The organism is Rossellomorea sp. GAMAL-10_SWC (genome assembly GCF_049568075.1).
Lineage (GTDB): Bacteria > Bacillota > Bacilli > Bacillales > Bacillaceae_G > Gottfriedia.
In genome coordinates this window covers 1,670,102-1,683,694 of sequence record NZ_CP144911.1, presented here as the reverse complement: position 1 = coordinate 1,683,694, position 13,593 = coordinate 1,670,102, and the positions used below count along the sequence as shown (strand labels likewise).

Annotated in this window: 13 protein-coding genes; 1 reads left to right on the top strand and 12 read right to left on the bottom strand. The window is 31.7% G+C overall.

Going from position 1 to position 13,593, the window contains the following annotated elements:
• Window positions 1-16 precede the first annotated feature (16 nt).
• The 4 genes from hutU to V5E38_RS08210 form a co-directional block, all read right to left on the bottom strand.
• A complete protein-coding gene (gene hutU / locus V5E38_RS08225) occupies window positions 17-1,675 on the bottom strand; it encodes a urocanate hydratase (protein WP_097977572.1) in 1,659 nt (552 codons plus the stop codon).
• Window positions 1,676-1,692: 17 nt separating this feature from the next.
• On the bottom strand, window positions 1,693-3,201 hold the full coding sequence (hutH, locus tag V5E38_RS08220) for a histidine ammonia-lyase (protein ID WP_335478338.1): 1,509 nt from the start codon (window positions 3,199-3,201) through the stop codon (window positions 1,693-1,695).
• A gap of 106 nt (window positions 3,202-3,307) precedes the next feature.
• Window positions 3,308-3,739 carry a histidine utilization transcription antiterminator HutP gene (gene hutP / locus V5E38_RS08215; RefSeq protein WP_098859545.1) on the bottom strand — a complete coding sequence of 144 codons (432 nt, stop codon included), beginning with the start codon at window positions 3,737-3,739 and terminating at the stop codon, window positions 3,308-3,310.
• Window positions 3,740-3,978: 239 nt separating this feature from the next.
• A complete protein-coding gene (locus V5E38_RS08210) occupies window positions 3,979-4,413 on the bottom strand; it encodes a VOC family protein (protein ID WP_499212878.1) in 435 nt (144 codons plus the stop codon).
• Window positions 4,414-4,738: 325 nt separating this feature from the next.
• Between V5E38_RS08210 and V5E38_RS08205 the strand changes: the two genes are divergently transcribed.
• Complete coding sequence (locus tag V5E38_RS08205) at window positions 4,739-5,686, top strand: glycine-rich domain-containing protein (RefSeq protein WP_499212877.1); 948 nt, start codon at window positions 4,739-4,741, stop codon at window positions 5,684-5,686.
• 62 nt (window positions 5,687-5,748) lie between these two features.
• Here the strand turns inward: V5E38_RS08205 and V5E38_RS08200 are convergent, their stop codons facing one another.
• From V5E38_RS08200 to V5E38_RS08165, 8 genes are all read right to left on the bottom strand, one after another.
• Entirely contained in the window at window positions 5,749-6,201 is a 453-nt protein-coding gene (locus V5E38_RS08200; RefSeq protein WP_499212876.1) for a phosphate-starvation-inducible protein PsiE, read from the bottom strand.
• A 73-nt stretch (window positions 6,202-6,274) separates the two neighbouring features.
• Window positions 6,275-6,619, bottom strand: a complete 345-nt coding sequence (locus tag V5E38_RS08195; RefSeq protein WP_097977583.1) for a Na-translocating system protein MpsC family protein — start codon at window positions 6,617-6,619, stop codon at window positions 6,275-6,277.
• Window positions 6,620-7,011: 392 nt separating this feature from the next.
• On the bottom strand, window positions 7,012-8,931 hold the full coding sequence (gene abc-f / locus V5E38_RS08190) for an ABC transporter ATP-binding protein (protein ID WP_499212875.1): 1,920 nt from the start codon (window positions 8,929-8,931) through the stop codon (window positions 7,012-7,014).
• Between the two features lie 605 nt (window positions 8,932-9,536).
• Complete coding sequence (locus V5E38_RS08185) at window positions 9,537-10,271, bottom strand: SIMPL domain-containing protein (protein WP_499212874.1); 735 nt, start codon at window positions 10,269-10,271, stop codon at window positions 9,537-9,539.
• Between the two features lie 182 nt (window positions 10,272-10,453).
• Window positions 10,454-10,618: a hypothetical protein gene (locus V5E38_RS08180; protein ID WP_499212873.1), complete on the bottom strand. Its 165-nt coding sequence runs from the start codon at window positions 10,616-10,618 to the stop codon at window positions 10,454-10,456.
• A gap of 341 nt (window positions 10,619-10,959) precedes the next feature.
• On the bottom strand, window positions 10,960-11,931 hold the full coding sequence (locus V5E38_RS08175) for a DUF4822 domain-containing protein (protein ID WP_499212872.1): 972 nt from the start codon (window positions 11,929-11,931) through the stop codon (window positions 10,960-10,962).
• A gap of 75 nt (window positions 11,932-12,006) precedes the next feature.
• Entirely contained in the window at window positions 12,007-12,681 is a 675-nt protein-coding gene (locus V5E38_RS08170; RefSeq protein WP_499212871.1) for an ankyrin repeat domain-containing protein, read from the bottom strand.
• Between the two features lie 326 nt (window positions 12,682-13,007).
• The gene (locus tag V5E38_RS08165; RefSeq protein ID WP_499212870.1) at window positions 13,008-13,550 is read right to left on the bottom strand and encodes an RNA 2'-phosphotransferase; all 543 of its coding nucleotides are present in this window, start codon (window positions 13,548-13,550) and stop codon (window positions 13,008-13,010) included.
• Window positions 13,551-13,593 lie beyond the last annotated feature (43 nt).

The window sequence follows — 13,593 nt, the reverse complement described above, 5'->3', positions numbered from 1 at the left end:
CTTTCAATTCTAACACCTACTTCATCATTGGGATGTTTACGCCTTTTGCTTTCGCAGTTTCAACAGCTAAATCATAACCTGCATCAACGTGACGAACTACACCCATTCCTGGATCTGAAGTTAATACTCTTTCGATACGTTTTGCAGCTGCATCAGTACCGTCAGCAACGATTACCATACCAGCATGTAAAGAGTAACCCATACCTACTCCACCACCGTGGTGTACACTTACCCAGCTTGCGCCATTTACACCATTAATAAGTGCATTTAGGATTGGCCAGTCAGCTACTGCATCACTACCATCTTTCATGCTTTCTGTTTCACGATTTGGAGATGCTACTGATCCACAATCTAAGTGGTCACGACCGATTACGATTGGAGCTTTTAATTCGCCATTTTTAACCATTTCGTTAATGATTTTACCGAATTTTGCACGCTCACCGTAGCCTAACCAACAAATACGTGATGGTAAACCTTGGAATGCAACCTTTTCACGAGCCATACGAATCCAGTTACATAAATGCTCGTTATCAGCAAATTCACGTAAGATTACTTCGTCTGTTTTGTAAATATCTTCTGGATCACCAGAAAGTGCTACCCAACGGAAAGGACCTTTCCCTTCACAGAATAATGGACGAATAAATGCAGGTACGAAACCAGGGAAATCAAATGCATTTTTAACGCCTTCATCTAATGCAACTTGACGAATGTTATTACCGTAATCAAATGCGAGTGCTCCACGTTGTTGCATCGCTAAAATTGCTTCAACATGAACTGCCATACTATGTTTTGCACGTTTAATTACTTCATCTGGATTTTCTACACGAAGTTTCTTTCCTTCTTCCATTGTCATTCCGATTGGTAAATAACCATTTAATGGATCATGTGCTGAAGTTTGGTCAGTAATTAAATCTGGTACAAAATTTCGTTCAACTAATTGAGGTAAAATTTCAGCAGCATTACCTACTAAACCGATTGCTAAAGCTCTTCCTTCGTTTTTAGCTTCAGTAGCAAGTTGTAAAGCTTCCTCTAAATCGTGAGTTAATACATCACAATATCTAGTGTCAATACGACGTTGAATTCTAGTTTCATCAACATCAATACCGATTACAACTCCACCATTCATTGTTACAGCCAGAGGTTGAGCTCCACCCATACCACCAAGACCTGCAGTAATTGTAATTGTACCTTTTAAGCTGCCACCGAAATGTTGTTTAGCAGCTTCACCAAATGTTTCATAAGTACCTTGTAAGATCCCTTGAGTACCAATGTAAATCCAGCTACCAGCAGTCATTTGACCGTACATCATTAAGCCCTTTTCATCTAATTCACGGAAGTGTTCCCAAGTTGCCCATTTTGGAACTAAGTTTGAGTTTGCTAATAAAACTCGTGGTGCATCTTCGTGTGATTTAAATACTGCAACTGGTTTACCTGATTGAACTAATAAAGTTTCATCGCTCTCTAATTTCTTTAATGATTCAATAATTGCATCAAAGCTTTCCCAGTTTCTTGCTGCTTTACCGATTCCACCGTATACAACTAAATCTTCTGGTCTTTCTGCTACTTCTTCGTCTAAGTTGTTTAATAACATACGAAGTGCTGCTTCTTGAACCCAACCTTTAGTGTTTAATTCAGTACCTCTTGGCGCTTTTAAAGATCCTTTTGTGATTTCCATTTTATTTCCACCTCTTCTTATATTTGTGTTTGTTTTGTATAGTTTTTTGCTATGAAATTTTCTTTTAAATAAGTTGTTAATTTTTCAATATCTTTTGAGAACACGCGATCTCTAGTAATTGATGGAACAGTTTTACGAGCATCTTCCATAAACTTTCTAGTTGTTTCAGACATTTTTTCAATTCCTTTATATTCAACACCTTGCATTGCACAAATACATTCGATTGCTAAAACTCTTCTAGCGTTTTGTAGAATTTGGTAAGCATGACGTGCACCGATTGTACCCATACTTACATGGTCTTCTTGGTTTGCTGAAGAAGGAATTGAGTCAACACTTGCTGGATGCGCTAATGTTTTATTTTCAGAAACTAAAGCAGCTGCCACGTATTGCATAATCATTGCACCAGATTGTAATCCTGGTTCTGGACTTAAAAATGGTGGTAAATCATTTAATTGTGGGTTAACTAAACGCTCGATACGTCTTTCTGAAATATTCGCTAACTCAGCAACACCTAATTTAAAGAAGTCCATTGCAAATGCGATAGGTTGACCATGGAAATTCCCACCAGAGAATACATCATCACCGAATAATAATGGATTATCAGTCGCTGCATTCATTTCGATTTCTAGTTTTTCTTTTGCATAGTTCAGAACTTGCCAGCTTGCTCCATGAACTTGAGGGATACATCTTAATGTATAAGCGTCTTGAACTCGGATTTCACCTTGTCTAGTCGTTAATTGGCTTGTTGCTAAAATATTGCGGTAACGTTCTGCTACTTCAATTTGTTCTTTATATCCACGAGCAATATGAATTCTTTCATCAAAAACATCTGTAATACCATTTAATGCTTCAAATGTAATAGAAGAAATTAATTCACTTTGATAAGCTAATTCTTCACCTTCAAGATAAGTAAGAATGCCCATTGCTGTCATTGCTTGAGTACCATTTATTAGAGCTAAACCTTCTTTAGCTTGTAGCGTAATTGGTAAAATTCCTTCTTTTGCTAAAGCTTCTGCTGTTTCCATACGTTTTCCTTTATAGAAAACTTCACCTTCACCAAGTAAAACTAGCGCTAAATGAGATAAAGGAGCTAAGTCTCCGCTTGCACCTAATGATCCTTGTGAAGGGATAACTGGGTGAATTTGAGCATTAATTAATGAAAGTAATTTTTCAACAACTACTAAACGCACACCAGAGTGACCTTTTAACATTGTATTTGCACGAAGTACTAACATCGCTCTTGAAACTAATTCAGGGAACGGTTCACCAACACCACATGCATGTGAAGCGATTAAGTTATATTGAAGTGTTGAAACATTTTCTTTTTCAATTAATACATCACTAAATTTTCCAAAACCAGTTGTGATACCATAAACGACTTTGCCATTATTTACGATTTCTTCTACTTTTTCTCTACATGCTTTTACCGCAACTAAGCTCTCTTCACTTGCTTTTACATATGCCTTATCGAATAAAATACTTTTCATTTGTTCCATTGTTAAGCTATTACCAGTTAAAGTTACCATTAAAAACACCTCCGAATTTTGTCAAAAAAAACACAGAAAGAGGCTATGAGACGTAAATAGTAACTTACGAATCATAGCCCCCTATCATCTAATAAACTATGGGCGATTATATGTGATTAATGCCGAGTCCTGCTGATTCATGCTCCGATCCTTTAATTGGAGCACCAATCGTTCCGTATAGTGCAACTGCTATCCAGTCACCTTCGTTCACGTTTTTATAAGGCTTTCCTCTAACAACAGCAAATCTAAGTCCTACTGTTCTAAGAACATCACCTAATTGAACATGACCTCTTGTTACGCCTTGAATTGCTTCAAGTGTTGCATGATATAATGAATGAACTTCTCTATAAAGAGCTCCATTGATTACACCATTTTGTTTGGCAGCGGTTTCAATCGCAGCAACGACCTTTTGAGAATCCATTGTACCGACTTTACCTACACACCATACAACGTTTTCATTTTTCATTAATTCTTCTTCATGATCAGTCAAAGCAAGCATCATAGCTGTTCGACCAATTCGTTGACTTTGCTCTGCCATATCGCTAATACCTCTTACTTACTTTCTCTAATAAACTAGTATCTGATTACATTATATGCCAACAATTAATAAACTTCAATATTTTCAGATTATTATTTTTAAAAAATATTTTTTTATTAAAACTTGTTTCAATATTCAAAATATTCATCAGTAAATTATTATTTAAAAAAACTTGTCCATTTATCGTCTTTTAATAATAATTTGATGAATAACAGAAAAAAGGAATGATTCGCCGATTATTAAGCTTTTTTTCTTAACACTAGCTGCCAAGTAACACCAAAACAATCAGTCACCCATGTAACCTTACTAAAATCATTCATTTCTACTGGCCCCATAAGTACATTCCCATCACTCTTCAAGCCACCAAAAATTACTTCAAACTCTTGATCGTCTTTGCATTCTAAATAAAAGGAAACAGCCCAAGTAAAATCAGGACAAGATTCTTTATCCATATCCAAAACCATAAAAGACTGTCCTAAAATTTCAATGATGCCATTTAGAATTTTCCCTTCTACTCCTCGGTCATCTTTCGTATATCTTCGAAGAGAAACGAGTTTTGAATTCGGAAAAATACGAACATAATAGTTCATTGCTTCCTCCGCATTACCACTAAACGTAAGAAATGGAGTAATCCTTTGCCCTGATACAACCGGTATTACTTGTTCTTGTGTCATCTTTGAAACCCTCCAAACAATTTGTAATTACCTCGTTTTAGAACTAAAGAAACAGCTGTAATTCATCTATTTCCGCTTGAGATTTAGCCTTTAATAAATCTAAATATAAATAGATTGTACCATATTTTTACATATCAAAAAACTTCACAAGTATATGAGAGTAAATAAAGAATGAGCTGACAATTAATAATATAACCAGCAATCTTTCCTCTTTCTCCAAGAAACATATAGATATGTTAATCCTCAATTCAAGTATTTCCTAATCTTAACAATTTTCTTCTTTTGTTAATTTTTTAATTATATAATTGTATAAAAGGAGGTTTATATGAAAAAATTTTTTGGAAGAATTTTTAAAAAGAATTTAAAAAATGATAATGCATACTATAACGATCTTTATAAGCAGTTTATAACAAACGACTTAAATCTAAATTCCAACTTTGCTAATTTATCGTTAGTTTCTAAACTAGAAAACGCATGGAAAATGGATTTCCTGGCTAATGTTAAAGAAAGAGTTATAGAAAAAGAAGGTTGGAGCAATGAAAAATATTCCTTTATTGAAAGGGAATTAAAGCGCTTTTTCTTAATGGCAGCAATCTTTGAAAACATTCCAATGTATAGTCAAGAAGTTGATAAAATCTGGCACGAAATGATTTTATTTACGAAAAGTTATCAAAACTTCTGCAAGTCTTTTTCTGGTGAAATGATCCACCATGAACCAAATGTCCATAAAAATGATGTAACTATAACCGATAGAGCTGATGCTAGAGCTGTTTACAATTTGTTATATAATACTTTGTTTGAAACGACATCTGTAAATACCTATGTCTTAGGAAATTTAGTTGTTAATGATAAAAATACTAAAGTTCAAGAATATTTATCGAGTAAAACAATACAAACAAAAAGTTTCGTTTCACATTTAAACTCACAAACTAAACATAATTTTTTAAACGAGTTTGCTAGAATTCAAAAAATATTAGTAGAAAAAGAAAAAGAAGAAGCAAGAACTAAACACCAATCACCAAAATCTTACCCAAGTTCAGCTAATCGTTCATCTTCTAACAAAAAATCAGATGATGGGCATATTAATTCAACATTTTTAGCTACAAATACTTTTTTTGCATTAAATGAAAGTTCAAATGATTGTACTAGCAAGAATGATAGTCATCATCATAGCTCGCACTCTTCATGCTCTAGTTCATCACATTCCTCTTGTTCTAGTTCTCACTCTTCGTGTTCTAGTTCAAGTTGCTCAAGTTCTGGTTGTTCAAGTTGATCTATTAATACTGTCATCCAAGTATATTTACATTAACTCAACCTTAAGGTTGGGTTAAATTGCTATATTTTTAGTAAGCTTTTAATGCTTTTATTTAGGGGCAATTTAACCATTTCTCGTATCCCCAAAGGTAAAATAATATAGCTAATTGTTAGCATTAAAATAATAATTGCTAACCAAAAATTATGGGCCGATTCTCCATTATTTACAATAATAAAACGAATAGTAGCTGTAATTCCGATATATAGAAGATAGCGTATTGGAAAATGATAATTTTCTTTGAAATATTGAACAATAATTGATATAAATCCAAAATATAAGAAAAATATTAAAACTTTGCCAAAAATCTGATGAACATTTTTATTACCTAGTAAAATATCGTTAAAAATATAATAAAGTTCTCTGAAAAGGAAATACGCAAAAATCAAGCTCAGTATTAATAAAGATATATTTAATAAAGTTTGATAAAGCTTGATCAAAAATTTTCGATATTTAAACCAACTCATTCCAATCATTTGTCTCCCCCGATTTTTTGACCCTTATAAAAATTTATTTACAAATGATAACCACTAATCATTATCGTTTCTTCTATATAATATTGCGATCGAACACAAAAACCGAAATGCCTATGTTTTCTTCAACTTTCATATCTGAAAAAAGATGGACTAATTTTGCACCTACAAGTTCCTCTAAACCTTCTGGTGGATTATTTAAGTACAATTCTTGAATCATTTTTGTTCGTGCAGTATGAACCATTTCTGCCCCGTTCATTGTTCCAGAAATAAATTTTTCAGTTGGAGTCAAATTACCATATAATGTTGAAACAGCCATGTTTTCAACAAATACCGTATGAATCCGCTCTGGTCCTTTTCCAAACAAATCTTTCCGAAGTTTTCTCATCATATCATTAAATTCGTGTATTTTTTTTGACATTACTTTTTCGCCTCAATTTCAATTTTTTAAATGTTATAGCTTATCTTTGCACAGTATTCTTTAACCTATTTACTAAGACGAGGAATAAATGTTAGTTTCTATTACATTTTTCACAAAATCACTTCACTTCCCACTTTATTGAAAAAAAAAATTCCACCAAGTAGACAATTAGCCGATTCATAGGCTTGCAGTCTACTTGGTGGAATAGTTAATTAGCAAAAAAATTTACTAAAATACCAATCCAATTTAAGTTAAATGAATTTAATAGATCCATAACAAATGCATTATCATGTTTCCATTTCATCCGAATTTATTATATCTCTATCTTTATAAATTAACAATCATATTGTTAATTTTATATATTTCTAACTATTGATGATTTTCTTGAGATTTTATAATGCTAACCACATTTCCATTGCCGTTTCTAAGTCTTTACTTAATTCGATTTTCCTACAATATAAATCATTGAGCTTATTATAATCTTGCTCCCTATTCATCGCTAGATCAATCTCATTTATTTCTTTTTCAAATCGTTCAATTTTAACTAGAGCTTCAGCTTTAATTTTTTCTTGCTTATGATCATCTTTATTATTAACTTTTTTTCGAACGGCTTTTTTTTCAACAGTTTCCTTTGTTTCCTTAAAACTAATTTTTTCTTTTATGCTTTTATAATCATCATAGTTGCCAGGATAGCTTGTTAATTTATAATCCTCAATTGCGATCACTCGTTGACTCATTTTATTAATAAAATATCTGTCGTGTGAAATAAAGAAAATTGTCCCTTTAAATTCATCAAGTGCTTCTTCAAGCGTTTCAATTGAATCAATATCAAGATGATTTGTCGGTTCATCAAGGATTAACAAATTGATATCATTGAATAATAACATACCTAATTTCAGCCTAATTCTCTCTCCACCTGACAAGAATTTAACTTTCTTAAAAACACTTTGTTTATAAAACATAAATTTTGATAGATATTCCCTTGCCTTCCCTTCTGTTATTGAGAGATCCTCTCTAAAACATTCAAGTACTGTCAGTTCTTCGTTATTAAAAATTATTTTCTGAGGTAAATATGCGGTCATCACATTTGCACCTAGTTGTGCCACACCATTATCTGAATTTTCTTCACCTAAAAGCATCTTTAAGAATGTAGTTTTTCCGCTTCCATTAGGACCGACAAGCCCCACTCTTTCTCCATAATTAATCAATAAATTCGTATCTTTAAATAGTACTTTTTCTTCATAAGATTTCGAAAGCCCAATTGCTTTAATTGTTTCATTTCCTGATCGTTTGGATCCCTTTAAATCTAATTTCATATTTTCTTTTTCAAAAACTGGTTTTTCAATTCTATTCAGCTTATCAAGTTTTTTTTGTATACTTGAAGCTCTTTTAAAAAATTTGTTATTATCAGCACGCATCGCCCAATCTCTTAAATTAGTTACGGTATTTTCCATCGCTTTTATCTTTTTTTGTTGTTCTTTAAAATGCTCAAATTGGATCTGTATGTTTTTTTCTTTTTTTTCAACAAACGATGAATAGTTGCCCTTATACGTAATTGATTCCATTTCTTCAATTTCTACAATTTTTGTTACAACATTATCTAAAAAATATCGATCATGGGAAACAATCAATACAATTCCTTTATAATTTTTTAGAAAGTCTTCTAACCATTCTACTGAGTCCATATCTAGATGATTTGTAGGTTCATCGAGCAATAATATATCGGGGCTATTGATTAAAAGTTTACCAAGTAATACAGTCGTTTTTTCACCACCACTTAATAAATCAAAGTCACTGTTTAAAAAACTTTCTTCAAATTTAAGTCCGGTACATATCTTTCCTAACTTTTCATCCCGTTCATAGCCGCTATTTACTTCAAATAATTGAACTAAATCACTATACTTTTTCATTGCTCTTTCTAAGTCTTTATTTTCTAAAACTTTCATTTGATCTTCTAACTCACGCATTTGATTTTCTAATTGAATAACTTCATCAAAAGCCATATTTAAAACATCAATTACTTTTAAGCCTTTTGGATAAACTGGCGTTTGTTCCAAATATGCAGTAGTGAGTCCTTTCGGAATGAAACTAATTAAACCTTCATCATAACCATAACTAGAAGTTTGAGGATAGCCAGGATAATAATGGATCGGCACAATTCCAGCTATGATCTTAAGAATGGTACTTTTACCACTCCCATTGATTCCAATAATACCAATTTTATCACCTTCATAAGCTTCAAATGTTATATTATTAAGCACTAAAGTTGCATCCATATATTTTTTAAGGCCATTTATTTTTAATTCGAACATAAAATTTCCTTCTTTCATCCATAAATTTCGTTATGCATTATATGGACAAGGTAAAGAAGTGAACTTTGATACGATTTAATTATTTAATTACGACTCATTTATTTTTAAGTTGGCTAAGATTTACAGACCAAATAAAAAAGACTATAAGAAGAAAGTATCTTCTCACAGTCTAATAAACTTAGTGATTTCATTTATCTTGAGCTATATAATCATGTAAATCTTATATAAGCCCCATCAGCTAATACAAAAATCTGATGGAATACTACGAAAAATAGTTAGTATTCAATAAATAATCATCTCGTTATCAGTAAAGTAAGTTACCTTCTAGATTGCCTAAATTCCATAAGAGCATAACAAATAAGCCTATATATTAGGCAATTTTTTCAACTCCCATTTGGAAAACATATTAATTTAAATTAAATTAATATCAGCAATTAGTTGGCATCATAAACTTACTTTCCTCCTTCGAAATTTTCTATATTATCCCATTTTTTCGTTTTTTTGTAAATGGTTCTATTAAATTTAATCTTTTACTAATTATTTCAAAAAAACTCATTTAATCTTGCCATATATTATACTTTTACTTTCTTTCCATAGCTTATACATTAATAATTTACATAATTAAACATTGCCTGCACTGAAGCAGTTATTTTAATTTGCCCCTCTTGAATTGGTGTTGTTGGACCGCTGAATGCTGCTGCAGTCATTGTTAGGGAGGACATAGGACGTACAACTTGAATTCCTTCTTCAGCCAGCCAAATCGGTATGTTATTTATCGATAACCCTAGGGATTTCGCGATGTTTTCTGCATTCATTTTTGCATTTAAAGTAGCCTTTTGTAGTGCTTCTCCATAATACGGTTCGGGATTTGATACTTCGAATGTAAGATTCCTTACTTCATTTGCTCCATTTTCAACTGCAACGTCAATCACTTTCCCAACATTTGCAAGATCCTTCACGATTACTTTGAAAATATGACTCACTCGATATCCCTTAAAAATTTGCTGTGAATCTTGGTAATCAACAATTCGATCGATTGTATATGAATTCGTTTCAATTTCGTCTTGTTTAATTCCTATCCCTTTTAATGCTTCTATAATTTTATTCGAAATGATTGCATTCTCTGTTTGAGCCGTTTGTACTTTCATATCTTCTACTACTGATCCTAATAATACAAACGACTGGTCGGGCTTTACTGATACTTCACCTTTTCCTGTTGCTTTTATCGTATAATTACTATTCAAATTGCCTGATCGGAAAGCACTTTGATATTGAGGGGTTGAATAATCATATCGCATACCTGTTAAGTTATAATTATTTAATGGATAAATCTTCTTCACATCCTTTTAAGATGAAAAATATTGTTTTTTGTGCCCATTTATTTTATGTAATGAGGGGATTTTCTGTGATTAAGTGAATCAAGAGAATATTCAGCTTGAAATATAGATTTCAAACGGACAAAAAAAGCCAATAAACTTTAGGAAATTCCCTCTCGTCTACAGGCTTTAACAATTTATTTTCATTAGAAAAAATATGGATTACCACTGATGTTTTTTCTCATCTCATCAGTTATTTTCAGTTCTTCTTCACCCAATTCATCATCAGTTTGATCTTTTGGTTTACCAATTTCTAGTGGTACTTCATATACCGGCACGCTGCCATCGTAATATGTAGAATTGTTTTCCATTTTAATTCCCCTTTTTCAAATAATAGATTCGAAGTTAGTCAGACTTATTTATGTATTATGCTTAAATCTATCCACACTTTAATTAAACAAGAATATATCTATAATTACTATTGGGGGAATTTAACCACTTTTATCTTGAAAAAAATTCTAAAATAACCAATTTTTAGTTACTTTTAGATTGGAAGCCCAATAAATTCAACAATACTTTATTGGGGGAATTTTAAAAAAAACACAAAAAAACGTTATTAAAATAACAAATAATTGTCTAACATTTTTAATATTACTAAGATTATTCAAAAGTCCTACTCAAAAAAGGAATGGATTTCTCCATTCCACTTTTTTTAGAAACTAAATACTGGTTTAAAATCACCTTTATAAGGTTCATGCTCAACAAATACAGTTATATCCTTACCGTCTTTGTCTTTACCTGTTCTTTTGTAAGTAAATTTATTATTATTAAGCTCAGTCAATTCAAGAACAGCACCATACTTATTTGTTCCTATTGAAACATGTGCTCTGATTTTATTTTCGTGGGCAATATCGAAATATCCATAGTCACCTCGGCTTTTACCTGTTTCAAGATTGAAAAACTCATATTTATTCGTGTATCCATCAAATTTTGCAAGACTAATAAAATTCGTATTATATTTCGTTACATCATTCCCTTGTTCATCTAGTACTTTTGTACCATTCCAAAGTGTTCTACCTAAAATTCTATCACCATCAACTTTTTTTACAATCTCGCCTGTTTTAGAATCTAATTTTTTATCAGGATCTGTAAAAGAAAGCTGTTTTTCTTTATAAGGAACATGTTCAACATATACTTCTACATCGTTACCGTTTGCATCTTTCCCCATTCTTTTATAAGTAAATACGTTTTTATTTAGTTTTGTCATATCGACTATAGCTTGGTAATTCATTGATTCAGAAATTAAAATTCGTTTTTTACCATCATTTGTAATAAAGAATGTTCCTTTATCCCCACGACTTTGACCCGTTTTTGCATCAAAAAATTCGTATCTACCTGATTTTGCATCATATTTAGCAAGACCAATAAAATTTGCGTTCTCTTTTGTTAAGTCATGATGATTTTTATCATACACTCTTGTACCTTGCCAGTTTGTACTACTTAAAATATTAGCCATTACCTGACCTTTTGTTAATTTGTTCTTTACTTTTTTTGGAGCTTTATATACTCTTTCTTGCTTATGTTTACCATGCTCTACTTGTGCGTTAGCAGCAGTATTATAACCGGTTACTACTAGAGATACTCCGAGTAATATTGATGAAATTGTTTTTGTTTTTTTAATCATTTTAATGATCTCCTCATATTTTTATCGTTATTTATATAATCTCCAATTATTCTTACAATTGGTCATGAACTTTGATTATCTAGCACCTGCTTTTAGCAAAATCTCTTCTATCTCTTTAAAACCTCTCTCACGTGCATGCTGTAAAGGGCTAACATTCTCACGATCAGACATATTAACATCTGCTCCATGATCTATAAGCAATTGTACTGTTTGCTGTTGATTTTCACTTCCATCGTTCAAAATAATTGCTTCCAAAAGTGCCGTCCAACCTAAATTATTAACATGATTAACATCAATCTTAGTATTAGTAAGAAGTTCATTGACCACATCTATATATCCATGTTCTGAAGCGGGAATCAATGCTGTTCCACCATATCGATTCGTAATTGTTGGATCAGCACCAGCTTTTATAGAAAGTTTTAGAATATCAATAAAGCCTTCAGCACCAGCATATAAAAAGGGATTGTTTTTCATATGATCTCGAATATTGACATCTGCGCCTGCATCAATTAGTACTTTTGCGGTTTTAAAATCATTATGATAAGTTGCAATCATTGTGGCAGTTTGTCCATTAGAATTCTGTGCATTCATATCCGCACCATTCTCTATCAACTTCTTAACGAGATCAGTTTCTCCTTGTTTAGCTGCTTGAAATAACTGTTCGTTCACTTTTTCTTCCCCCTTAGCAAATGAGGCACATCCATTTAGCAAAAGTATGCAGCTCGTTATTACTGCAAGTAACTTCCACATAAAGTACAACAGCCTCCTTTTTCATTACAAATCACCATAAAAATATCGTATTATTCCTAGGAAATTTTCCTCCAATCTTTTTCATAAGTTAGACCATTGTTCGTCTGAAATCTATGTTAATCCTTAAATGAAAACTCCTTCTAAACAAATTATTAAAAAAGTATAAAATTTTTAATAATATTTATTTATGGATTGCCTCTAATGTTTTTTGAACAAAAAATGACTGTCCAATTAGACAGTCATACACAAATACTTGATTTACTAAATTTTTGTTCGGATCATATAAAAAACTATTACTAGTTCAATTATTACAATGCTAAAAACTTTCAATTTTTAATTATATATTTAGGTGAAATATAATCAGTCAACCACACTTCATTGTCTGCATAAAAAAATTTAACACCATTCTCGTAGGCATTTTTAGAATCTACTTTCAAAATTACTAATTCTCCCCTACGTTTTCCAGCCAATGTCGCGAATTCAACCCCTTCAGATAAATGAACATAATTACGTCCCATTGGTTTTATCCCTTCTTTTAGAATTAGTTCTTCAACTTTTTTATTTGTACCATGAAAAAGAATCTCAGGAGGTTTTTTTGGCTGATATTGTATTTTAGTTTTCGAGTGCCCATAATTCGCTTTAATTCTACCACTATTTATTGCATACCGTTGTTTTGGACAATTCTTTACAACCTGAGTAATGTTTTCAACAGTGACACCGCTCCAATTTCTTTGACTATTTATTGCATCAACTAATTCTGATATGGAACATGACCCATCTTCTTTTAAATTCACTCCAAATTTTAATGGGTCATGTCTTAAAATTTTACTCATAAATTTACTTAGTTTTTCTTCGTCTTTTTGATTCATTTTTTAAATTCCACCCTTTTTTTTTCAATTTTTTAATGGTTTG

Bases quoted from the DNA above. Each gene is read 5' to 3' on its own strand.
- hutP (WP_098859545.1), bottom strand. From the start codon at position 3,739: ATGGCAGAGCAAAGTCAACGAATTGGTCGAACAGCTATGATGCTTGCT.
- V5E38_RS08175 (WP_499212872.1), bottom strand. From the start codon at position 11,931: ATGATTAAAAAAACAAAAACAATTTCATCAATATTACTCGGAGTATCT.
- V5E38_RS08205 (WP_499212877.1), top strand. From the start codon at position 4,739: ATGAAAAAATTTTTTGGAAGAATTTTTAAAAAGAATTTAAAAAATGAT.
- hutU (WP_097977572.1), bottom strand. From the start codon at position 1,675: ATGGAAATCACAAAAGGATCTTTAAAAGCGCCAAGAGGTACTGAATTA.
- V5E38_RS08210 (WP_499212878.1), bottom strand. From the start codon at position 4,413: ATGACACAAGAACAAGTAATACCGGTTGTATCAGGGCAAAGGATTACT.
- hutH (WP_335478338.1), bottom strand. From the start codon at position 3,201: ATGGTAACTTTAACTGGTAATAGCTTAACAATGGAACAAATGAAAAGT.
- V5E38_RS08165 (WP_499212870.1), bottom strand. From the start codon at position 13,550: ATGAATCAAAAAGACGAAGAAAAACTAAGTAAATTTATGAGTAAAATT.
- V5E38_RS08200 (WP_499212876.1), bottom strand. From the start codon at position 6,201: ATGATTGGAATGAGTTGGTTTAAATATCGAAAATTTTTGATCAAGCTT.
- V5E38_RS08195 (WP_097977583.1), bottom strand. From the start codon at position 6,619: ATGTCAAAAAAAATACACGAATTTAATGATATGATGAGAAAACTTCGG.
- V5E38_RS08170 (WP_499212871.1), bottom strand. From the start codon at position 12,681: ATGTGGAAGTTACTTGCAGTAATAACGAGCTGCATACTTTTGCTAAAT.
- V5E38_RS08180 (WP_499212873.1), bottom strand. From the start codon at position 10,618: ATGGAAAACAATTCTACATATTACGATGGCAGCGTGCCGGTATATGAA.
- abc-f (WP_499212875.1), bottom strand. From the start codon at position 8,931: ATGTTCGAATTAAAAATAAATGGCCTTAAAAAATATATGGATGCAACT.